Genomic DNA, 22164 nt, shown 5'->3' with positions numbered 1-22164 from the left:
CTGTTCTTACTATTTAGGCAAGATGCGTTGCGAGTCAAAAAGGTCATGCAGGAGGCGCAAAATGCAGCCGGGCTGGCGCTGCGAAGCGTCCGTGCGCGAAGCTGTACAGCGCAGCAGCGCCAATGCAGCCCTTCGCCGGGTCACTTCGCGGCCCTACGGCTACGGGCAGCGCCCGGCAAGGCTTTGCAACGCTGTGCATGGCCTTTTTGGTCGCAACCCGGAAGGAGCGTGGAAAACACCGCCACTCGTTGTTGCACTCCTAGCCCAGCCGCCCAGGCTAAGCGTCGTCGCGCGCGTAAATTGGCGATGTTTTAATCACGTTCGCACTTGCCTAAATAGTGTGAACAGGCCCTAGACAACAGAACAAGAAGGAAAGGATCCCATGGAATTTTTCAAGATCCGCAAGGACATCCCGTTCATGCGGCATGCCCTGATTTTCAACGTGATTTCGTTCGCCACCTTTGCTCTGGCGGTGTTTTTTCTGTTCTCTCGCGGCCTGCATCTTTCGGTGGAGTTCACCGGTGGCACGGTGATGGAAGTCAGCTACTCGCAGCCCGCCGATGTGGAGAAGATCCGCGGCACTGTGGCTGGCCTCGGCTTTACCGATGTTCAGGTGCAAAATTTCGGTACTGCGCGTGACGTGATGATTCGCCTGCCCGCACAAAAAGGCGTGACCACAGCGCAGCAAAGCGACAAGGTCATGACAGCGCTGAAAGCCGGTGACCCGCAGGTCGTGTTGCGGCGCACCGAGTTTGTCGGTCCGCAGGTGGGGGAAGAACTGGCCCAGGATGGTCTGAAAGCGCTTGCCATGGTGGTGGTCGGCATCATGATTTACTTGGCCTTCCGGTTTGAGTGGAAGTATGCGGTGGCCGCCATCATTGCCAATTTGCATGATGTGATCATCATTCTGGGCTTTTTTGCATTTTTCCAGTGGGAGTTTTCGCTCTCGGTGCTGGCGGCGGTGTTGGCGGTTCTTGGGTATTCGGTCAATGAATCCGTGGTGATTTTTGACCGCATCCGCGAAAACTTCCGTCGCTACCGCAAGATGGATACCGAGCAGATCATCGACAACGCGATCACGTCGACCATCAGCCGCACCATCATCACGCATGGCTCCACCCAGATCATGGTGTTGTCGATGCTGCTTTTTGGTGGGCCAACGCTGTTTTATTTTGCGTTGGCGCTGACAATTGGTATTTTGTTTGGTATTTATTCTTCAGTGTTCGTGGCCGCCGCCATCGCCATGTGGCTGGGCATCAAGCGCGAGGACCTGGTGAAGCCTTCATCAGGCAAAAAGGACGAGAATCCGAACGATCCCAATGCCGGAGCGACGGTGTAACCAGCCTTTCTAAGAACCTACACGGCTGTGGCTGCAACCAACAAACAGGATCTTCGTCTGGCTCGCCAAGCGCGTGAGCAGTTTGTTGCTTTTGCTGCAGGCGTGATGCCGACGCTGGCCGCAGACATCAAGGCCCGCTTGTCTGAAGCGATGGATGCGGCCGGGACCGCCCGCGAGATGCAAGACCGCCGCGATGGCTGGATGTCGTTCCAGGAAAACGAAACCATCTGGGTTGATGCCACCATGGCTGCCTGGAAAAAAGCGCTGATTGCACCGGCGGCTACCGCCTCCATGCCGCTGGACAGCGGGAAATTCGAGTTGATGGGCAATGAGGTGATGGAGAACAAGATCCTTGCCTCGCGGCTGGCCCTGCGTCTTCTGGACAGCGCCAGTTGGGAGCTCAACGATCTGCGACTGCGCATTCAGGCGCTGGAAAGTGTTCCCGAACTGGCCAAGGAGGATGTTTTGCGCCCCGAAGTCCTGTCGCAAAACCTGGTCGAACAATGGACGCTGGCGCCGCTGTCGCGCGAGCTGTGGCTCACAGTGCAAGACCTGATCCAGCAACGCCTCACCACCCATCTGCTGGAGGCCTACCGGGCCGCCAACGAATTCCTGATCAAGGAAAACGTCATGGTGGACATTGACCGCCGGGCGCTGGTCAAACGCACACCTTCGGCGGTTCCGAATGCGCCTGCCGCCAGGCTGTCCAGGCCTGCGGGCATGGCACCGGGCGAGCGGGCCTCCACGCTTCCGGCCCCCGGCCGGCATTTCGATGAACCTGGCTACGGCCGGCCAGGTGGCTCCGGCGGACCGGGGGGCAGGTCTGATACGGGGTGGGATAGGGCGTCCGATTTAGTATTCGACTCCAACGGGGCAGGCGGTGGACGGGCTGGCGGGCGCGGGCCGTCTTTCGGCGCTGGCGCTTCCCGGGGTGACCCGGGGGAACGCGGCCCGAGCTCGGCAGGGGCAGGCGGCGGTTTCGGTGGTGGTTCAAGCGGTCGGGGCGGTGGTCGGGGCACAAACCCAGGCCGCGAGGCCACTGGCTCGGAGATGGCTGCAGGCAGGAGCGATATCCAGGATGAGACGCGCATGCAAACCGGCACCTCGCCGCTGGCGCGGGCGCGTATGCGGGCGCAGGGGGTCATGGGCCACCTCAAGCGCCTGTTGTCCGACCATGCCGTCGAGTTCGATCAGACTCAGGCTCATGAGCCTTCTCCACAGTTGGCACAGGCATTGGCCAGGACGCCGTCTGGCGGTGGCGATTGTGGCAACAGTCACGAAGGCACCCTGGTCGATGCGCCGGACCAGATTTATGGTGTGGCGCAGGTCGAGCAGGCGGCGGGTGCCTTGCGTCAGCGCACCAGTGTGCTCAAACAGGCGGCATCCACATCCAGCGAGAAAGCCACCATCGAAATCGTGGCGCTGATGTTTCAGAGTATTTTGGCGGAAGACCGGATTCCTCCTGCGGTCCGGGTATGGTTTGCCCGGCTACAGATGCCGGTGCTGCGCGTGGCGATTTCCGAGCCTGAATTTTTCGGCTCCCTGCAGCATCCCGCACGCCGCTTGATTGACCGCATGGGCTCCTGCGTGCTGGGCTTTGACGCAACGGTGTCGGGCAGCGCGCTTGAAATCGAAGTCAAGCGGGTGGTGCAGGTGATCGAGCAGTATCCGGAGACCGGCCGGCGTGTATTTCAGCTCGTCTACGACGAATTCCAGAAATTCCTGTCGAAGTTTCTTTCCGAGCAGGGCAGTGTCGCGCGCGTGGTGACGGTGGCCCAACAAATGGAGCAAAAAGAGACCATGGCGATCCAGTACACCATTGAGATGCGCAACATGCTCAATGACATGCCGGTGCGCGAACAAATCCGGGAGTTCCTGTTCAAGATATGGGCTGAAGTTCTGGCCATTGCCGCCATGAAGAATGGCCCCCAGCACAATGACACGATCAAACTCAAGCGGGCTGCGGCCGATCTGGTATGGGCCGCGAGCGCCAAACCGAACCGCAATGACCGGGCGCGTGTGATCGCCGATTTGCCCAAGCTGCTTCAGTTGTTGCGACAGGGCATGTCCATGCTGGGCCTGGCGACGCCAGTGCAGGACCAGCACCTCAAAATCATCAGTGAGACGCTGGCTGACGCCTTCATGTCCAAAACCGATGCCATATCACTCGAGCGTATCGACGAGATGGCCAAGCGCTTGGCCAACCTGGAGGACTATCTGTCGGACGAGGATGTGGGTGACCTGCCGCTGGACACCGAAAACCTGGTCATGATGATTGGCATCGATGCCTCCGACCTTGCGGTGATCGCCGATGGGGGCAGCCGGCCCAGCGAGGCCGTGCGCGCCTGGGCGCTGGAGCTTCAAGTCGGGGCCTGGTTCAGCCTGGACCACAACGGCAAGGTCAGCCACGTGCAGTTCGCCTGGCGCAGTGACCGCAAGCAACTGCATTTGTTCGCATCCGCCGACGGCCGCAACTTCCTGATCCAGGCGCGCCGGCTGGCGGCCTACCTGCAGGCCGGCCTGCTGGTGCCGACCGAAGACGAGGCGCTGACTGTGCGCGCTACCCGCGATGCGCTGGCCAAGCTCGATGCGAACCCGGAGCGTCTTCTGGGCTAATCGCTAGAGCGGTGAGGGCCTCTCTTCACCAGCAGGGGCCGCGGATCTGGCTCTGCCAGTCCGTAGGCGCAGCGCCCCCTCGGGGCTGGCGCCTGCGGCTCCGAAGCTGCTTAAGCAGCTTTGGACAGGCGCCAGAAGCGAAGCCTCCGGCGAGCGGCGGCCTGCAAAGTGCAGCGCATTACACGAAGTGAAAAGCGTGGGGGCTCAATGCGCAATGCGGAAGTCCGCGTCGTCGCAGAGTTCGTCCAGAACCAGAGCATCTGGCTCTTCGCCAAAGCTCCAGTAAACCATCAGCACAATGATCTTGAGGTCGTCCAGCGCCAGCGGGTCGCCCGGCGCGGCCATGGCGCGGTCCATGACAATTTCCCGCATGTGCGGCGGCAATACGCCCGAAGATTCGAGGAAACTCACGAAACCCAAGGCTGGCGCGCCCAGGTGTTCCTGTTCGGCAACCGAATACACGCGCAGGCTGGCAGCAGACTGGGGCAGAAATCCTGTTGTTGCAATGGTGGACTTCACCACCGGGCCGCCCGTCACGCCAGCTTCATCCGGCAGGCCAATCTGGGTGTTCTGGGCGGCAATATTCAGACCATTGAGCCAGACCAGAGCCGCTTGAATCTCTTCGGCTTCAAAGCCGACCGCCGTCAATTTGCGGCTCAGTTGGTGCAACTCGGGGCAGGCGTCGCCCTGCCAATAATTTTCGTAAACATACACCAGCACTTCAAACATGCGTCCAATATAACGCAGTTGGGCGCCGCCCCGCAGGTCCGGCAGTCAGTGTCGGGCTCAGCCCAGGGAGATCCGCTGAAACAGGCCGCCGGGCAAGCGCGCGACCGCATCGGCCAGCTCCAGCTCCAGCAACTGGCCTTGCAATTCGGATGTGGGCAGGCCGGTGCGTGCCTGCAGTGCGTCCAGGCTGACAGGCTCAAAACCCATGGCTGTCAGCAGGTACGCTTCCTCCGGTTCGTCATCGCTGTCCGGGCCGGCGCTCGCCCTGCTCGCCGCATAAGGCAGACGGAGTTCTTCAAGAACGTCCTGCGCCGATTCGACCAGCTTGGCCCCCTGCTTGATCAGCGCGTGGCAGCCGCGTGACTGTGGGGAGTGGATGGAGCCCGGAATCGCAAACACATCCTTGCCTTGTTCGGCGGCCAGCCGCGCGGTGATCAACGAGCCCGATTTCAGCGCCGCCTCGACCACCAGCGTTCCCTGGGACAGGCCGGAAATAAGGCGATTGCGCTTGGGGAAGTTTGCGGTCAGTGGTGGCGTGCCCAGCGGGAACTCGCTGATGATCAAGCCGTCCTGTGCAATCCGGTGCGCCAGGTCCAGGTGCTTTTTCGGGTACACCCGGTCCAGGCCGGTGCCGACGACCGCAATCGTTGTGCCGCCGCCCAGCAAGGCGCCGTCGTGGGCCGCGCCGTCCACGCCCAACGCCAGGCCGGACACCACGCACAGATCGGCCGCGCCAAACACTTTGGCAAATTGCCGTGCATTGCTCTCGCCTTGCGGCGTCGGGTTGCGGCTGCCCACCATGGCCAGACAAAGCGCTCTGTTTTTGATAGCTGCTTGCGCCCGTGTACCAAAGGCTCCAAGCATATAGAGCATGGAAGGCGGGTCCTCGATGTCGAGCAGTGCTGCGGGGTAGCAGGGATCCCCCAGCGTGACCACCTGCCGGTCGTCGCCCGCCTGCAGCCATTCCAGCGTGGCCTGCAACTGGGCGCCCAGAGTGTCGGGCACGGTCTGCAGCGCGTTAGCCAGCTTGTCGGAGCCCAGCTGGCGCAAGGTGCCGGCAGATTGCTCAAAAATGGCTTGTGCTGATCCAAAAGCCGCCAACAGCTTGCGCGACGCGGTGTCGCCCAGACCGGGCGTCAGCGTCAGGCGCAACCAGGCGCCAAGTTCAGCGGCTTCCATGGCGGATCGCGCTCGGCATTGACGGGATCGGTCTAGTTCGGATTGACGAAGCGGTCACCCACTTTCGCGCCGTCATTGACCTGCAATACCAGGGCATAAGACAATTTTTCAAAGGTGCGGAAAACGATCAGCAAGCCATTGCGTTCGTTTGGCAGCCGGATCTGGGTCCGGGCTGAGTCGGTACGGTCGGTCATTTGGACACCGCTTTGCTGAAGCGCCATCACATGGCCGCGTTCCAGACCGTCTCGGGCGCCGCGATTGAGCACGACCACCTGGTTGCCGGCGGCGAAGCGGACAGCGCTGCCGTAAATCGAGACAATCTGCCCTTCGATCTGTGTGGTCGGCGCGCGCGGCACGTAACTCAGCAGTTCGCGGGGAGGCTCCGGTACCAGCCGGTCGCCGACCCGCATTTCTTCCTTGGCGAAGATGATGTCGATGGTCGCAGGCACAATTTCCGTCGATACCTTGCCGTCCTTGCCGACGATGTCAACCGTGGTTTCGCCGCGCACCAATTCAGCCTTGCCGACAAACTGTGCTTCGTAGCCGAGAATTTCACCCGTGCTCGGGTCTTTCAAGGGCGTGGCATTGCGGAAAACGCGGTAGTCCACCGGTTCGCCTTTGGCGGTGCTCAGGGGTTTGCCGCCGTCCTTGCTGCTGTAGGCGCCACGGGCATAGGCGCGGTCACCGCGGCTGAGCAACACGCGACCTTCCTGGGTGGCCACAATGCGGGGCGCCAGGGCAAAGGCGGCTTCGTCAACGATCAGCGCCTCGGATAGAAAGGGCTCGATGGCTTGCGGCGACAGGGTGGGAACCGCAGCGTCAGCCAGCGACTCATAACGCGTGCGTGGCGATACCCGCACTGTGCCGCCGGGCGTGCCGTCGGCACTGCGGCGGGTGCGCAGGATGGCGCGGCCGTTGGCCTTGTCCAGATACAGCTGCTGGCCGGGGTAGATGCGGTGCGGGTTGCGGATGTCCTCCAGGTTCATGCCCCAGAGTTCGGGCCAGCGCCACGGGCTTTTTAGGAACATGCCGGAGATGCCCCACAGGGTGTCACCGCGTTTGACAGTGTATTCATCCGGTGCGTTGGGCACCAGGTCGGCTAGCGGCACGCCGGTTTGGGCGACCTGATTGGCGGTGGCCCGTTGGCCAGGCGTGATCGGGAAATTCTGGGCATGCAAACCTGCCGTACACACCAGCAGGGCTGCCGCCATTGAAAATTGACTGAAACGACCAGACATAGTTTGCATCTTGAGGCCCTTGGGGCTGGCATGGCCTGTGGTGAGGGGGCCGAATGCCGTGTTTGTAACTTGATAAATCACTAGCGATTTTGTACTTAAGCCCTTGATTAGGCAACGAATATGCGATTTCAGAACGACCCGAATGCTGAAAATTAGCGAAAATTAGCGAAAATAGCGACATCTGATTGTTTGCCACCATGACCCAACTGACTATTCTTTGTTACCCCGATCCGCGCCTGCATACCGTGGCCAAGCCGGTGTCTGCCGTGGACGCGCGCATCCGTGTCCTGGTGGACGACATGCTGGAAACTATGTACGCGGCCGACGGCATTGGCCTGGCCGCCAGCCAGGTCAATGTTCATGAACGCCTGGTTGTCATTGATGTGAGCGAAGGTCGTGACCAGCCACTGGTGCTGATCAACCCCGAGCTGGTCTGGTCCAGCCCTGAAACCCAGATCAATGACGAAGGCTGCCTGTCGGTGCCCGGCGTGTACGACGGCGTGGAGCGCGCCAGCGCCATCAAGGTCCAGGCGCTGGACCTGGACGGCAAGCAGCAAATCCACAGCGCCGAAGGCCTGCTGGCCGTGTGTGTGCAGCATGAGATGGACCATTTGATGGGCAAGGTCTTTGTCGAATACCTGTCGCCGCTCAAGCGCAACCGCATCAAAACCAAGATGATCAAGCAGCTGAAATAGCCCCCTCGTTCGCGCACTGCGTGTCGCTCTCTGCACCTTGCAGGCCGCCGCTCGCCAGAGGCTTCGCTTCTGATGCCTGTCCAAACCTGCGCAAGCAGGTTCGGAGCCGCAGGCATCAGCCCCAAGGGGGCGCTGCGCCTGCGGCCCGGCGAAGCCGGTTCCGCGGCCCCGGCTGGTATGAAGAAAATGCCCCGAAGGCGCATTCGGTCAGGTAGCGCGGCAGAAAATGGGCTGGCAGGTTTCTGACAGGCCAGACCTCGGCGAAAATCATCTGATGCGCATTATTTTTGCAGGTACCCCCGAATTCGCCCGCGTGGCCTTGGCGCAACTCCACGCGGCTGGCTTTGAGGTTGCGCTGGTCTTGAGCCAGCCGGACCGCCCCGCAGGGCGCGGCATGAAGCTGCAGGCCTCCAGCGTCAAGCAGTTCGCCCTCGAAAACAACATTCCAGTCGTCCAGCCGCGCAGCTTGCGGCTGGACGGCAAATACCCCGAAGATGCTGCCGCGGCGCATGTCGCCATCGAGGGCGCGCGCGCCGATGCCATGGTGGTTGCCGCCTACGGCTTGATCCTGCCGCAGTGGGTGCTCACCACGCCGAGGCTGGGCTGCTTTAACATTCACGGGTCGCTGTTGCCGCGTTGGCGCGGTGCGGCGCCGATTCACCGCGCCATCGAGGCCGGCGACTTCCAGACCGGCATCACCATCATGCAGATGGATGCGGGGCTGGACACCGGCGACATGCTGCTGGTTGAAAAAACCGCCATCACTCCGGCCGACACCACCGCCAGCCTGCATGACCGGTTGGCGGCTCTGGGTGGTCGCCTGATGGTCGAGGCGCTGGAGCTTGCGGCCTGTGGCGGGCTGACCCCTGTGAAGCAGCCGGCGCAGGGCATCAGTTACGCCCACAAAATTGAAAAGCACGAGGCCGCCATCGACTGGACCCACGGCGCAGCAGTGATTGAGCGTCGTATCCGTGCCTTTAACCCCTTTCCGGTGGCCGCCAGTTCGGTGGCCGGTGACACCCTCAAGATCTGGGCGGCGACTGTATTGCCGGGGCCCCTGCCTGCAGGCGCGCGACCGGGTCAGGTTTTGGCCGTCGGCGATCAGGGGGTGGATGTTGCTGCGGCAGACGGCGCTCTGCGCCTGACACGCCTGCAAAAACCGGGTGGCAAGGCGCTCGATGCCGCGCAGTTTTTGCGTGGATTTGCGCTGGCGCCCGGAATGGTGTTCGGGCCGGCTGCGGCTGCGCCATGACGTCATTGAGGGAGCCCTTGTGGCGCCATCCGGAATTTCGTCAGGGCGTAAGAGACATGGCGCCGATTGCCGCCGGCACGGCGGCCTGGGGCCTGATGACCGGCGTAGCCATGGTCAAGTCCGGCCTCAGCGTGTTCGAGTGTGTGCTGATGACCCTGGTGGTGTTTGCTGGCAGCTCGCAGCTCGCGGCGGTTCCGCTGATCGTCGCCGGCGCGCCCATGTGGGTGATCCTGGCGACTGCGGCCTGCGTGAACCTGCGCTTTGTCGTGTTCAGCGCCCACTTGCGCCCGTACATGATGCACCAGCCGCTGTGGCGCCGCATGGCCGGCGGTTACTTCACGACCGACCTCAGTTATGTGATGTTCACCGCGCGCCATCCCAAGCCGGTGCCGCCCGATGATCTGCCGACCCTGCGCGCGCAGGAGGCCAGCTTGGCGGGAAACTGTGCCGTCACCTGGGTCGCCTGGGTGGTACCCAGCCTGATCGGTATCGCCATGGCCAATGCCGTGCCCTTGCACTGGGGCCTGGGTTTTGCCGGCATCCTGGCCTTGCTGGGCATCACGCTGTCGCTGGCCAGCAGCCGGATGCGCCTGATCTCCGCCGGTGTGGCCGGCGCCGCAGCGGTGGCGGCCTTTGCGCTGCCGCTCAAGCTCAACATCCTGGTGGGCATTGCTGCGGCTGTGGCAGTGTGCCTGATGCTCGAGAAGCCCGCTAAGCCGGATGCCGGCCTTCCCAAATCCGGGGAGGCCGCATGATGCAGACCGATGGCTGGACCGTCGTGACCATCCTGGGCCTGGCGGGGGTCACCGTCATCACGCGTTCTTTCTTTTTCCTGTCGAGCAAACCCTGGACCTTGCCGGCGTGGGCCCAGCGCGGGCTGCACTATGCGCCGATTGCTGCGCTGGCGGCGGTCATCGTGCCCGAGGTCGTGATGACGCAGGGTGCGCTGATCGCCACTTGGCGGGACGCGCGTGTGTTTGCTGCGCTGGCTGGCGCGGCCTGGTTTTTCTGGCGTCGCAGCGTGCTCGGCACCATCGTTGCGGGCATGGTGGTGTACCTGCCGCTGCACATCCATCTCGGCTGGTGAGTCTCACTGGAGCCGCTTCTACAATTGCGGCACATCGATTTTTTCTCCGTTTTCTTGCGAGTCCCCATGAAATTCATCCGTTTTTCCGATCTTTGTGCCCAAGGCCTTGTCAAGGGCCGGCGTGTGTTCATTCGCGCCGACCTCAACGTGCCGCAGGACGATGCCGGCAATATCACCGAAGACACCCGCATCCGTGCCTCCATTCCCTGCATCCAGATGGCGCTTGATGCTGGCGCCGCCGTGATGGTGACTTCGCATCTGGGCCGGCCCACCGAAGGCGCGTTCAAGCCCGAAGACTCGCTGGCGCCGGTGGCCAAACGCCTGGGCGAGCTGATGCAGCGCGAGGTGCCGCTGAAGTCCGACTGGGTCGATGGTGTGCAGGTGCAGCCGGGCGAACTGGTGCTGCTGGAGAACTGCCGTATCAACACCGGCGAAAAGAAAAACGACGAGGCGCTGGCCCGCAAGATGGCAGCGCTGTGCGACATCTTTGTGCATGACGCCTTCGGCACGGCGCACCGCGCCGAAGCCTCGACCTACGGCATTGCCCAGTTCGCCACGACCGCCTGCGCCGGCCCCTTGCTGGCTGCCGAGATGGACGCGATCTCCAAGGCGCTGGCCAATCCAAAACGCCCGCTGGTGGCCATCGTGGCTGGCAGCAAGGTCTCGACCAAACTCACCATCCTGAAAGCGCTGGCCAGCAAGGTGGACCAGCTCATCGTCGGTGGCGGCATTGCCAACACTTTCATGCTGGCCAATGGCCTGCCGATCGGCAAAAGCCTGGCTGAGCGCGAGTTGCTCGACGAAGCCCGCGCCGTGATGGAAGCGATGAAGGCGCGCGGCGCCGAGGTGCCGGTTCCCACCGACGTGGTCACGGCCAAAAGCTTTTCGGCTGAGGCGCCAGCGACGGTCAAGGCTGCAGCCGATGTGGCGGATGACGACCTGATCCTCGACATCGGCCCGCAGACCGCGAAAAAACTCGCCGCCCAGCTGATGGCTGCCGGCACCATCGTCTGGAACGGTCCGGTCGGTGTGTTCGAGTTCGATGCCTTCGAAGGCGGCACCAAAGCCATTGCCGAAGCGATTGCCGCCAGCAGCGCCTTCAGCATCGCCGGCGGTGGCGACACCCTGGCCGCGATTGCCAAATACGGCATCGAACAAGACGTGGGTTATATCTCCACCGGCGGCGGCGCCTTCCTGGAAGTGCTGGAGGGCAAAACCCTGCCGGCCTTCGAGGTTTTGCAGCGGCGTTCCGAAGCTTAGCCATGAAGATTTGCTACTGTTTTTATAGCTGTTTGCGCCCGTTGGATAAGGGCTGACGCTGTTTTTTTTACATCTAAATCACGAGTGCGGCCGGTATCCCTGACATGGATCAACGCGCGGTGGCGCCTGCTGGCTAAGCTCTGGAAACACTTCTGGAGAACCCTGTGGCCCACCTCGAATGGTCCGACGCCCTGTCGCTCGACCTGCCCCTCATGGACGATACCCACCGCGAGTTCGTCGACCGGCTGGCCCAAGCCCAGAGCGCGGGCGACGATCGACTGGCCGCCGCCTGGCAAGACCTGATCACCCACACCGACGCGCATTTCGGGCAGGAAGACCGCTGGATGCTGGCAACCCGTTTCGCCTCGACCAACTGTCACAGCATGCAGCACAAGGTGGTGCTGCAGGTGATGCGCGAAGGCGCTGCGGAAGCCGCCGATGGGAAGCTGGGCGCCCTGCGTGCCATGGCCAGTGAACTGGCGCTGTGGTTTCCGCAACATGCGCAGAGCATGGACGCGGCGCTGGCGCTGCATTTGCGCCGCGCCGGCTACGATCCGGTTACCGGTGTGGTGAGGCGCCCTGAGGACCTGCCTGCTGGCCTCGTCGAAGGCTGCGGTAGCGCCGCCTGTTCAGACGCACTGCCGGCCTGAGTTCAAGCGGCGCAAATCCTCACTGCGCCGGACGCAGTGCGCTGGTGGGCCGGCCCGCAAAATCGGTCCAGCAGTTGCGCGTGAAGTCATACAGCTTGCAGGCGCGTGCGGTCTCGAAGTACCAGCGCCAGGAAAAGCGCTGGATCACGATGCGGCCGGGCAACAGGTCTTCCAGCATCTTCTGCGCTTCCTTGAGTTTGTACAGCGGGATGCTCATGTCCACGTGATGCGCGGTGTGCTCCATGATGTGATGCAGCACCGCGCCTATCTGCAGCGGAAAGGTCAGATGCACCGTGGTTGAGACAAAAGGCTGGGCGCGCTGCCAGGCGGCGCGGTCATCGTGCCAGGACACTTTCACATGGGTGTGGTGGCCGTAGATCACAAAACCCATCATGTTGAACCAGACAAACAGCGGCAAGGCAAAACCCAGGGCCAGCAGCCAGGCCACTGATTGCTCCGTGGCGAGCGCGGCCCCGACCAGGCCGGCGATCCACAGTAAGGCAAATGTGCTGACCAGAATGCAATCCCAGGTGAAGACCGCGCGGCGGGTGTTGCCCAGGCTGCCCTGGGGCGGAAACATCATCTTTTTCCACCAGATCTCGACCATGTAATACAGGCCCGGTCCCCAACCGCTGCGGTAAATGCGCTGCATCAGGCGGGCTGGCGGCGACAGCGCGGCGAACTCCTGCTGCGTCAGCGGCGCCCAGACGAAGTCCACACCCTTAAGGTTGGTGAAACCATGGTGCACCACGTTGTGGCCCACGTCCCAGAGGCTGTAGGCGGTCAGCGAAGGCAAAAACGCGATGCGCGCCAGCCAGCGGTTGAGTGGGCGCGAAGGCGTCAGGCTCTGGTGGCAACCATCATGGCCGATCACGAACAGCCGGCCGATGACAAAACCGGCGGCCAGCCCGCAGGCCGCCATGATCCACAGGGAATCGAACAGGATCACACCCGTCAGCAAGAGCGTCAGCAGGCCGTAGTCCAGCGCCAGCAAGGCCAGCGCGCGCCAGCTGCTGCGCTGGCCCAGCGGCAGCAGCCAGCCGCGGATGACCTTGCGGTGCGGCAGCGGTGCGTCTGTCGCCAGCGGTTGGGGAAGGGGGGGTGCGTGCAGGGGTGTCATGAACAGAACTTGCGGTGGGTTGATCGTTTGCCTGGCGGGCGCTACAGGGGCGCCGCGTGGGTGACTGGCCTGATGATTCTGCGGGCCGCGCCGCAGGCGGGCTCTGACTAGGATCAATACAAGTGCAGGGGGTGTGACGAAGTTTGTACCATGCCGTTGCGCGCGGGTGGCGAAATACCCAGACTGTGCAGAGGGCGCTGGTAACCGGCTTGTAACCTTTTCGTGTGAAAATCAGAAACTAAATTACAGGAGACACCATGAAGATGCAGACCCGCGGTACCAAAATTGTTGCCACCCTGGGCCCCGCGTCCAGCGACCCGGCCCTGCTTGAGCAGATGATCCGCGCCGGCGTCAATTGCGTCCGTCTCAACTTTAGCCATGGCACGGCGCAGGACCACATCGACCGCGCCAGGCTGGTGCGCGAGGCCGCTACCCGCGCCGGCCGCGAGGTCGCGATCATGGCCGACCTGCAGGGCCCGAAAATTCGCGTCGGCAAGTTTGCCGAAGGCAAGGTGCAGCTGGAGACCGGCATGAAGTTTGTGCTCGACGCGTCGCGCACCGAGCCCGGCGACATCAACGGCGTGGGCCTGGACTACAAGGAGTTGCCGCGCGACGTGAAAGCCGGCGACACCCTGCTGCTCAACGACGGCCTGATCGTGATGACGGTAGAGGCGGTGCGCGGTGAGCAGGTGCACGCCACGGTGAAGATAGGCGGTGTGTTGTCCAACAACAAGGGCATCAACAAGCAGGGCGGCGGCCTGACGGCGCCGGCTTTGACCGCCAAGGACATGGAAGACATACGCACGGCCATGAGTTTCCAGGCCGACTACGTGGCCGTCAGCTTCCCGCAGAACGCTAGTGACATGGAGATGGCGCGCCAGCTCTGCAATGTGGCGGGCGCCGAGTGGCGTCACAAGCCGGGGCTGATTGCCAAGATCGAGCGTGCCGAGGCTATTCCGAACCTTGAATCCATTTGCCGTGCCAGCGACGGTATCATGGTTGCGCGAGGCGATTTGGCTATCGAGGTCGGCAATGCGGCCGTGCCGGCGCTGCAAAAACGCATGATCAAGATGGCGCGCGACCTCGACAAGGTGGTCATCACCGCGACCCACATGATGGAGTCCATGATCACCAACCCGGTGCCGACCCGCGCCGAGGTCAGCGACGTGGCCAATGCCGTGCTCGACGGTACCGATGCCGTGATGACCTCGGCCGAAACCGCCGCCGGCCGTTACCCGCTGGAAACTATCATCGAGATGGCCAATATCTGCGCCGAGGCCGAGAAGGCCGAGGACGTCAAGCTGGACGCCGACTTCACGGGCATGACCTTTGCGCGCATCGACCAGTCAATCGCCATGGGCGCGCTGTTCACCGCCTACCACCTCGGCTGCAAGGCCATCGTGGCGCTGACCGATTCTGGTTCGACCGCGCTGTGGATGAGCCGGCACCGCATCCACATCCCGATCTATGCGCTGACACCTAAACTCGCGACCCAGCGCAAGATGGCGCTGTACCGCAATGTGCGTCCGCTGCTGATGGACCAGAGCATAGAACGCGACATGGCGCTGGGCGAGGCCGAACTGCACCTGAAAAAGCGCGGCATCGTGGCCAGCGGCGATGTCTACGCCATCACCTGCGGCGAACCCATGGGCGCGCCGGGCGGCACCAACATGCTCAAGATTTGCCGGGTTGAGTGAATAAAAGGCCTTCTGCCCTTGTGCTGCAGTGATTTGTAGCTATCAAAAGAGTAGCTAAAGAGTTTTACGGCAGCCCATTCTGAATCCGGTGGCGCCGTTGCAGCGTAGTCAAAAGATGACCCTGCGAAATCCCCTTTCTTCCCGCCGCGGCTGGCTCGGCCTGCTGGCGGTCGCCGGCCTGGCCGTGCTGCCCGGCTGCTCGGCCTCGGGTGCGCTCAACGCCCTGGTGCCCAGCAACAGTTACACCCTGCGCGCCGACGTGGCTTACGGCCCGGCGGCGCGCCAGCGGCTGGATATCTATCTGCCGCTGCAGCGGCGCACGCCGGGGCCGGTCGTGGTGTTTTTCTACGGCGGCAGCTGGACTACCGGCGAGCGCGCCAGCTACCGTTTTGTCGGCGAGGCGCTGGCTTCGCGGGGCATCGCGGTGGTGGTAGCCGATTACCGGCTCAGCCCCCAGGTGAAATACCCGGTGTTCCTTCAGGACAGCGCGCAGGCGATGCGCTGGACCGTGGACCACCTGGGCGAACTTGGCGCCGACCCGCGCCAAGTGTTTGTGATGGGCCACAGCGCTGGCGCCTACAACGCCGCCATGCTGGCGCTCGACGCGCGCTGGCTGGGTGGCGCGGGCCTGCAGCCCGTGCAACTGGCCGGCTGGATCGGTCTGGCCGGACCGTATGATTTTTTGCCGATAGGTAACCCTGATGTGCGGGTGGCCTTCGAGTGGCCGGGCACGCCGGCTGATTCGCAGCCGCTGGTACATGCTTCCAGGAACTCCCCGCCGGCACTGTTGCTGGCCGCGCGCGGCGACACCACCGTGAATCCGGTGCGCAACTCCGAAGCCCTGGCCCGCCGTCTCAAAGCCGCCGGCGTACCGGTGGGGCTGCAGGTTTATGACCGCGTCAGCCACGTGACCCTGGTGGCCGCGCTGGCCACGCCGCTGCGTGGCCTGGCGCCGGTGCTCGACGACATCGCACGCTTCATCGCCCAGCCACGGGCCTGAGCGCGCGGACCGGGATATGCGACGCCCCTGCAGGTGATGACTGGCGGGGCCGGACCCTGCGGGTAAAATGGCGGAAGTTACCACCCGGTTACCCGCAACTTCTCATCCCCGAAGGAATATCTCTATGGCACTCGTTTCCATGCGCGAACTGCTGGACCATGCAGCCCTGAACGGCTACGGAATTCCGGCTTTTAACGTCAACAACCTCGAGCAGGTCCAGGCTGTCATGGAAGCCGCGAAGGAAACCGGCGCCCCGGTGATCCTGCAGGCCAGCGCCGGCGCACGCAAATACGCGGGTGAGCCCTTCATCAAACATCTGATCCAGGCCGCCATCGAGATGTACCCGAACATTCCGCTGGTCATGCACCAGGACCACGGCCAGAACCCCGATGTCTGCCAGGGCGCAATCAACCTCGGCTTTTCTTCCGTGATGATGGACGGCTCGCTCGAGGCCGACGGCAAGACGATTGCCAGCTACGAATACAACGTCGACGTCACCAAAAAAGTGGCGCAACTCGCGCACAAGGTCGGCGTCACCGTCGAGGGTGAACTCGGCTGCCTCGGCTCGCTGGAAACCATGAAGGGCGACAAGGAAGACGGCCACGGCACCGACGCCACCATGACGCGCGAGCAACTGCTGACCGATCCCGAGCAGGCCGCCGACTTCGTCAAGCAGACCCAGATCGACGCGTTGGCGATTGCCATCGGCACCAGCCACGGCGCCTACAAGTTCACGCGCAAGCCCACTGGCGACATTCTGGCGATCGACCGCATCAAGGAAATCCACAAACGCATTCCCAGCACGCATCTGGTGATGCACGGCTCGTCGAGCGTGCCGCAGGAGTTGCTGGCGATCATTCGCCAGTATGGCGGCAACATGAAGGAAACCTACGGTGTGCCGGTGGAAGAGATTCAGGAAGCCATCAAACACGGCGTGCGCAAGATCAACATCGACACCGACATCCGCCTGGCGATGACGGCTGCGGTACGCAAGTTCCTGGCCGAAAACCCGGAGAAATTTGACGCCCGCGAATGGCTCAAGCCGGCGCGCGAGGCCGCCAAGGCGATCTGCAAACAGCGTTACATCGAGTTCGGCTGCGAAGGCCAGGGCGCCAAGATCAAGGGTGACACCCTGCAGGTCGTCGCCGGCCGCTACGCCAGGGGCGAATTGGCCCAGGTCATCCAGTAACACGCCTCAGTAGCGCTCCCATAGCGATAATTAAAGGCTCGCATAAAGCTGCGCGGGCCTTTCGACCTTGCAAGCAATTCATGACCACAGCCCTGCATACCTCCGCCCTGACTTCCCTGCCGCTGCTGGCCCGCGGCAAAGTTAGAGACAACTACGCCGTCGGCACTCACAGGCTGCTGATGGTGGCCAGCGACCGCCTGAGCGCCTTCGACGTGATCCTTGGCGAGCCGATCCCGGGTAAAGGCGCGCTGCTAACGCAGATGGCGCTGTTCTGGTTCGACAAGCTGGGCCACCTGTGTCCGAATCACCTGACCGGCGAAGCGCCCGAAAGCGTGGTCACGCCCGCCGAAGTGCCACAGGTCACCGGCCGCTCCATGCTGGTCAAGCGCCTGAAGCCGATCCCGGTCGAAGCCGTGGTGCGTGGCTACCTGGCCGGCAGCGGCTGGAAAGAGTACCAGGACAGCCAGGCGGTGTGTGGTGTGCCACTGCCGGCTGGCCTGAAAAACGCGTCCAAACTGCCCGCGCCCATCTTCACGCCGGCTGCCAAGGCAGCGGTCGGTGAACATGACGAAAACATCAGCTATGAGCAGGTGGTCAAGGTGGTCGGCCCCGGGCTGGCAGCGCAGATCCGTGACATCAGCATCCGCATCTACGAAGCGGCAGCGGCTTTTGCGCTGACCAAAGGCATCATCATTGCCGACACCAAGTTCGAGTTTGGCCTCGATGAAAACGGCACGCTGACCCTGATGGATGAGGTGCTCACGCCCGATTCCTCGCGATACTGGCCAATTGAGGGCTACGAGCAGGCATTTGCCGCTGGCAGCAACCCGCCCAGCTACGACAAGCAGTTTGTGCGCGACTGGCTGGAGCAGACCCTGGTCAACGGCAAGCCCTGGGACAAAACCCCGCCGGCGCCGCGGGTGCCGCAGGACGTGATCGAGAAAACCGCTGCCAAGTACCAGGAAGCAATGACGCGGTTGACAGCCTGATCCACCAGGCCATTGCTTGGTCTAAAATACGCCCAACCCAAGGAGCGTTGCAGCGAAACCCCGTTTCGTCAGGCTTGGGTGACAGCAGGGCCTATCAGCCTGCCTTTGCAACGGCGCTCACCTTTGATCTGCAAGGTGAGTGAATGTCTGAAATCCTGGTTCCCCCCATGAAACTGTCCGGCCTGGAGCCGGTGGCCATAGGCGCGGGCACGTTGTTCGTCAATATCGGCGAGCGCACCAATGTCACCGGCTCCAAGGCCTTCGCGCGCATGATCCTCAACGGCGAATACGAGCAGGCCTTGGTGGTCGCACGCCAGCAGGTGGAAAACGGCGCGCAGATCATCGACATCAACATGGACGAGGCCATGCTCGACAGCCAGGCCGCCATGGTGCGTTTTCTGAACTTGATCGCCAGCGAACCCGACATTGCACGTGTGCCCATCATGATCGACAGCTCCAAGTGGAGCGTGATAGAAGCCGGCCTGCGTTGCATTCAGGGCAAGGGCATCGTCAACTCGATTTCCATGAAGGAAGGGCTGGAGCCTTTCAAACAGCAGGCCAAACTGCTCAAGCGTTATGGTGCGGCGGCCGTGGTCATGGCCTTTGACGAAAAAGGCCAGGCCGACACCTATGAACGCAAGATCGAGATTTGCGAGCGCGCCTACCGCGTGCTGGTTGACGAGTTGGACTTCCCGCCGGAAGACATCATCTTCGACCCGAATATTTTCGCGATTGCCACCGGCATTGAAGAACACAACAACTACGCAGTCGATTTCATCAACGCCACGCGCTGGATCAAGCAGAATCTGCCGGGTGCCAAGGTCTCGGGCGGGGTGTCCAATGTGTCCTTCAGCTTTCGCGGCAACGACCCGGTGCGGGAAGCCATTCACACGGTGTTTCTTTACCACGCGATCCAGGCTGGCATGGACATGGGCATCGTTAACGCCGGCATGGTCGGCGTGTACGACGACCTGGAGCCGACGCTGCGCGAACGCGTGGAGGACGTGGTACTGAATCGAACACCCGTTTACAAGGACGGCGAAGAACAGTTGAGTCCGAGCGAGCGCCTGATCGAGGTTGCCGAGACCGCGAAAAGCGGCGCCAAGGACGACAGCAAGCGCAATGAATGGCGCGCCTTGCCGGTGCGCCAGCGCCTGTCGCACGCGCTGGTGCACGGCATGAACGAACACATCGTGATCGACACTGAAGAGGTCTGGCAGGCGATCAAGGCCGAGGGCGGCCGGCCGTTGCATGTGATCGAGGGCCCGTTGATGGACGGCATGAATGTCGTGGGCGACCTGTTCGGGCAGGGCAAGATGTTTTTGCCGCAGGTGGTGAAAAGCGCACGTGTGATGAAACAGGCCGTGGCGCATTTGCTGCCCTACATCGAGGCTGAGAAGCTGCTGCTCGAAGCGGCCGGCGGCGACGTCAAAACCAAGGGCAAGATCATCATTGCCACCGTCAAGGGCGATGTGCACGACATAGGCAAGAACATCGTGACCGTGGTGCTTCAGTGCAACAACTTCGACGTGGTCAACATGGGCGTGATGGTGCCCTGCCACGAAATCCTGGCGCGCGCCAAGGTCGAGGGCGCCGATATCGTCGGCCTGTCCGGCTTGATCACGCCCAGTCTGGAAGAGATGCAGTACGTGGCGGGTGAGATGCAGAAGGACGACCACTTTCGCATCAAAAAGATCCCGCTGATGATTGGCGGCGCGACCACGAGCCGGGTGCATACGGCGGTCAAGATTTCACCCCATTACGAAGGCCCGGTGGTGTACGTGCCGGACGCCTCGCGCAGCGTCAGCGTGGCGCAAAGCCTGCTCTCTGACCAGGCGGCCAAATACATAGCCGATCTCAATATTGACTATGACAAGGTGCGCACCCAGCACGCCAACAAGAAGCAGACACCGATGTGGCCGCTGGCCAAGGCGCGCGCCAACAGCACGCCTATCGACTGGACCCACTACACACCGCCCAAGCCGAAGTTCATCGGCCGCCGTGTGTTCAAGAATTTTGACCTGGCTGAACTGGCGGACTACATCGACTGGGGCCCGTTCTTCCAGACCTGGGACCTCGCCGGTCCCTTCCCGGCCATCCTGAAAGACGAGGTGGTTGGCGAGGAAGCGGTGCGCGTTTTTGGCGATGCCAAACGCATGCTCAAACGCCTGATCGAAGGCCGCTGGCTGACGGCCAGTGGCGTGATCGGGCTGTACCCGGCCAACAGCGTCGGCGACGACATCGAGATCTACACCGACGAGTCGCGCAACGAGGTCGCCATGACTTGGTACGGTCTGCGACAGCAGGCCGAAAAAACCGCGCTCGACGGCGTGATGCGGCCCAGCCGCTGTTTGTCGGATTTCTTGGCGCCGAAAGTGCTCACTCCTGATTTGATAGCTGCGCGTGCAAGATTGACAGGGGCTAAAGGCCAGAATGACTTGAAAATTGAGGACTATATCGGTGTCTTCGCTGTGACAGCCGGCTTGGGTGCCGAGAAAAAAGAAAAGTACTTTAACGACGACAACGATGACTACTCGTCCATCATGCTCAAGGCGCTGGCCGACCGGCTCGCCGAAGCCTTTGCCGAAGCCATGCACAAACGGGTGCGCCAGGACCTGTGGGGTTACGCCGCCAGCGAAACGCTGAGCCCGGAAGACATGATTGCCGAAAAATACCAGGGCATACGCCCGGCCCCCGGCTACCCGGCCTGCCCGGACCACAGCGTCAAGAAGGACATGTTCGAGTTGCTGCAGGCCGCCGACATCGGCATGGCGCTGACCAGCAGCCTGGCCATGACGCCGGCTGCGAGTGTCAGCGGTTTTTACCTGAGCCATCCGCAGAGCGTGTACTTCAACGTCGGCAAGATAGCCGACGACCAGCTGCAGGATCTGGCCAAACGGCGTGGTGAGAAGGCGGAAGACCTGCAGCGCTTGCTGGCTCCCAACCTGTAGGTTTTGCCGCCTACGCTTGAGTATTGATTCCAAGGCGTCATGAGTGACCACCTGCTGCTGGAAGGGCTGATGGCATTGATGCCTGATGCGCCGCATCCCGCCCTCCGGCGGGCGGCAACGGGCGCACGGCTGCGTTGTCTCGAAAAAGGAGACATCCTGCTGCGGGCGGGTGAGCGGTGGAGCGAGTTCTGGTGGGTAGAAAGCGGCCTGCTGAGGCTGTACTACCTGGATCAGAACGGTGTGGAAGCCAACAAGAACTTCTTCTCTGATGGGCAGCCGCTGTGGCCCATCACCTCTGCTCTGCGTGAAACGGACAGTTCTTTTTTTGTGGCTGCACTGGAGCCAACGCGGGTGCACGCCATCCCTTATGCAACGATCGACAAGGAGATGGCGGGTGAGGCGGCCTGGACCGAACTCCGAATGCGCGCTCTTCAGGGGCTGCTGGATGAAAAGATGTGGCGCGAGCGCATATTCCTGCAGTCTGACGCGAGCCAGCGTTATCAACAGGTGCTTGTCAATCGGCCGATGTGGTGTGAGCGAATCCCCTTGAAACACCTCGCCTCCTGGCTGGGCATGACAGATGTGTCCCTTTCCCGTGTGCGCGCCAGCCTGGGGCTTATCCGGCGTTAAGAGAGCCGGGCCGCAGCTGTCTCATACTGCACCGATGAGACATACCCCCACCTCCATCTCTTTTCATGTCCTGGCCGTTGTCTGGTTCGGCATCATGGCGGGCTTCTTCTGTACCTACAGTTTCAACGTCAACTTTGCGACCCAGCAAATGGACGGTGCGACCTATGCGGTCGTGCAGTCCTCGCTCAATCGGAACGTCCGGCACAGCCTTTTTTTTGTGTTCTTCTTTTTGGCGCCCTTGTGGTGTGTTCTGGCGATCGCCCTGGACTGGCAGCGCCGTGGCTGGCACCTCTGTTTGGCTGTAGCCGCTTTGCTTTACGTCGGAGGGATCATTTTTTTGACCCGTGAGGTCAACCTGCCTTTGAACGCCTACACCGAGTCCTGGAACCCGGACGCCTTGCCTTCCGACTGGGAGCCCACACGACGCGCATGGAGCCAGGCCAACATGTGGCGAAGCGCTGCAAGCGCGACCGCCTTTGTGCTGTCAGTGCTTGCATTGGCACTGAGGGGGCATGGGACCCCTGCACGTTCCAGCTGAGAGGC

The 22164-nt window shown here is 62.3% G+C and carries 19 protein-coding genes and 1 riboswitch; of the genes, 15 read left to right on the top strand and 4 right to left on the bottom strand.

Annotated features, from left to right (window positions below):
* Window positions 1-382 precede the first annotated feature (382 nt).
* Both secF and IEX16_RS02855 read left to right on the top strand, forming a co-directional pair.
* Entirely contained in the window at window positions 383-1339 is a 957-nt protein-coding gene (gene secF / locus IEX16_RS02860; protein ID WP_188706425.1) for a protein translocase subunit SecF, read from the top strand.
* 27 nt (window positions 1340-1366) lie between these two features.
* On the top strand, window positions 1367-3955 hold the full coding sequence (locus IEX16_RS02855) for a DUF1631 family protein (RefSeq protein ID WP_188706424.1): 2589 nt from the start codon (window positions 1367-1369) through the stop codon (window positions 3953-3955).
* Between the two features lie 204 nt (window positions 3956-4159).
* Here IEX16_RS02855 and IEX16_RS02850 read toward each other — a convergent pair whose 3' ends face one another.
* Genes IEX16_RS02850 through IEX16_RS02840 form a run of 3 tightly spaced genes read right to left on the bottom strand, consistent with a single transcriptional unit; the run spans window position 4160 to window position 7110 of the window.
* Window positions 4160-4684 (bottom strand): Smg family protein, encoded by a 525-nt coding sequence (locus IEX16_RS02850; RefSeq protein WP_188706421.1) that lies wholly within the window; start codon window positions 4682-4684, stop codon window positions 4160-4162.
* Window positions 4685-4741: 57 nt separating this feature from the next.
* The gene (gene dprA / locus IEX16_RS02845; RefSeq protein ID WP_188706419.1) at window positions 4742-5863 is read right to left on the bottom strand and encodes a DNA-processing protein DprA; all 1122 of its coding nucleotides are present in this window, start codon (window positions 5861-5863) and stop codon (window positions 4742-4744) included.
* A 32-nt stretch (window positions 5864-5895) separates the two neighbouring features.
* Window positions 5896-7110, bottom strand: a complete 1215-nt coding sequence (locus IEX16_RS02840) for a LysM peptidoglycan-binding domain-containing protein (RefSeq protein WP_188706416.1) — start codon at window positions 7108-7110, stop codon at window positions 5896-5898.
* Between the two features lie 188 nt (window positions 7111-7298).
* On the opposite strand from IEX16_RS02840, the gene def reads away from it, so the two are divergent.
* The 6 genes from def to IEX16_RS02810 all read left to right on the top strand — a co-directional run bounded on the left by def (window position 7299) and on the right by IEX16_RS02810 (window position 12045).
* A complete protein-coding gene (gene def, locus IEX16_RS02835) occupies window positions 7299-7796 on the top strand; it encodes a peptide deformylase (RefSeq protein WP_188706414.1) in 498 nt (165 codons plus the stop codon).
* 274 nt (window positions 7797-8070) lie between these two features.
* Window positions 8071-9048 (top strand): methionyl-tRNA formyltransferase, encoded by a 978-nt coding sequence (gene fmt / locus IEX16_RS02830; RefSeq protein ID WP_188706412.1) that lies wholly within the window; start codon window positions 8071-8073, stop codon window positions 9046-9048.
* A complete protein-coding gene (locus IEX16_RS02825) occupies window positions 9045-9803 on the top strand; it encodes an AzlC family ABC transporter permease (protein WP_188706410.1) in 759 nt (252 codons plus the stop codon). Before fmt ends, IEX16_RS02825 begins: the two co-directional genes overlap by 4 nt.
* Complete coding sequence (locus tag IEX16_RS02820; RefSeq protein ID WP_188706408.1) at window positions 9800-10135, top strand: AzlD domain-containing protein; 336 nt, start codon at window positions 9800-9802, stop codon at window positions 10133-10135. Before IEX16_RS02825 ends, IEX16_RS02820 begins: the two co-directional genes overlap by 4 nt.
* A 66-nt stretch (window positions 10136-10201) precedes the next feature.
* A complete protein-coding gene (locus IEX16_RS02815; RefSeq protein WP_188706406.1) occupies window positions 10202-11395 on the top strand; it encodes a phosphoglycerate kinase in 1194 nt (397 codons plus the stop codon).
* A 164-nt stretch (window positions 11396-11559) separates the two neighbouring features.
* A complete protein-coding gene (locus IEX16_RS02810; RefSeq protein ID WP_188706405.1) occupies window positions 11560-12045 on the top strand; it encodes a hemerythrin domain-containing protein in 486 nt (161 codons plus the stop codon).
* Window positions 12046-12064: 19 nt separating this feature from the next.
* Here IEX16_RS02810 and IEX16_RS02805 read toward each other — a convergent pair whose 3' ends face one another.
* Window positions 12065-13165 (bottom strand): fatty acid desaturase, encoded by a 1101-nt coding sequence (locus IEX16_RS02805; protein WP_188706403.1) that lies wholly within the window; start codon window positions 13163-13165, stop codon window positions 12065-12067.
* A gap of 263 nt (window positions 13166-13428) precedes the next feature.
* Here IEX16_RS02805 and pyk point away from each other — a divergent pair, with 263 nt between their 5' ends.
* From pyk to IEX16_RS02770, 7 genes are all read left to right on the top strand, one after another.
* Window positions 13429-14862 (top strand): pyruvate kinase, encoded by a 1434-nt coding sequence (pyk, locus tag IEX16_RS02800; protein WP_188707147.1) that lies wholly within the window; start codon window positions 13429-13431, stop codon window positions 14860-14862.
* A 115-nt stretch (window positions 14863-14977) separates the two neighbouring features.
* Entirely contained in the window at window positions 14978-15862 is an 885-nt protein-coding gene (locus tag IEX16_RS02795; RefSeq protein WP_188706401.1) for an alpha/beta hydrolase, read from the top strand.
* A gap of 124 nt (window positions 15863-15986) precedes the next feature.
* On the top strand, window positions 15987-17051 hold the full coding sequence (gene fba, locus IEX16_RS02790) for a class II fructose-bisphosphate aldolase (protein ID WP_188706399.1): 1065 nt from the start codon (window positions 15987-15989) through the stop codon (window positions 17049-17051).
* A gap of 80 nt (window positions 17052-17131) precedes the next feature.
* A complete protein-coding gene (locus IEX16_RS02785) occupies window positions 17132-18040 on the top strand; it encodes a phosphoribosylaminoimidazolesuccinocarboxamide synthase (protein WP_188706397.1) in 909 nt (302 codons plus the stop codon).
* A 33-nt stretch (window positions 18041-18073) separates the two neighbouring features.
* A riboswitch (S-adenosyl-L-homocysteine riboswitch) is annotated at window positions 18074-18166 on the top strand.
* A 41-nt stretch (window positions 18167-18207) separates the two neighbouring features.
* A complete protein-coding gene (gene metH, locus IEX16_RS02780; protein WP_188707145.1) occupies window positions 18208-20991 on the top strand; it encodes a methionine synthase in 2784 nt (927 codons plus the stop codon).
* Between the two features lie 39 nt (window positions 20992-21030).
* Window positions 21031-21621, top strand: coding sequence for a Crp/Fnr family transcriptional regulator (locus IEX16_RS02775; RefSeq protein WP_188706395.1), 591 nt, complete (start codon window positions 21031-21033; stop codon window positions 21619-21621).
* A 34-nt stretch (window positions 21622-21655) separates the two neighbouring features.
* The gene (locus IEX16_RS02770) at window positions 21656-22159 is read left to right on the top strand and encodes an anthrone oxygenase family protein (protein ID WP_188706392.1); all 504 of its coding nucleotides are present in this window, start codon (window positions 21656-21658) and stop codon (window positions 22157-22159) included.
* Window positions 22160-22164: the final 5 nt, after the last annotated feature.

The sequence above is a fragment of the Polaromonas eurypsychrophila genome, from assembly GCF_014641715.1.
Taxonomy (GTDB): Bacteria; Pseudomonadota; Gammaproteobacteria; order Burkholderiales; family Burkholderiaceae_C; genus Polaromonas; species Polaromonas eurypsychrophila.
The sequence above is the reverse complement of the archived record's forward strand: the minus strand, read 5'-3'. Positions and strand labels throughout refer to the sequence as shown.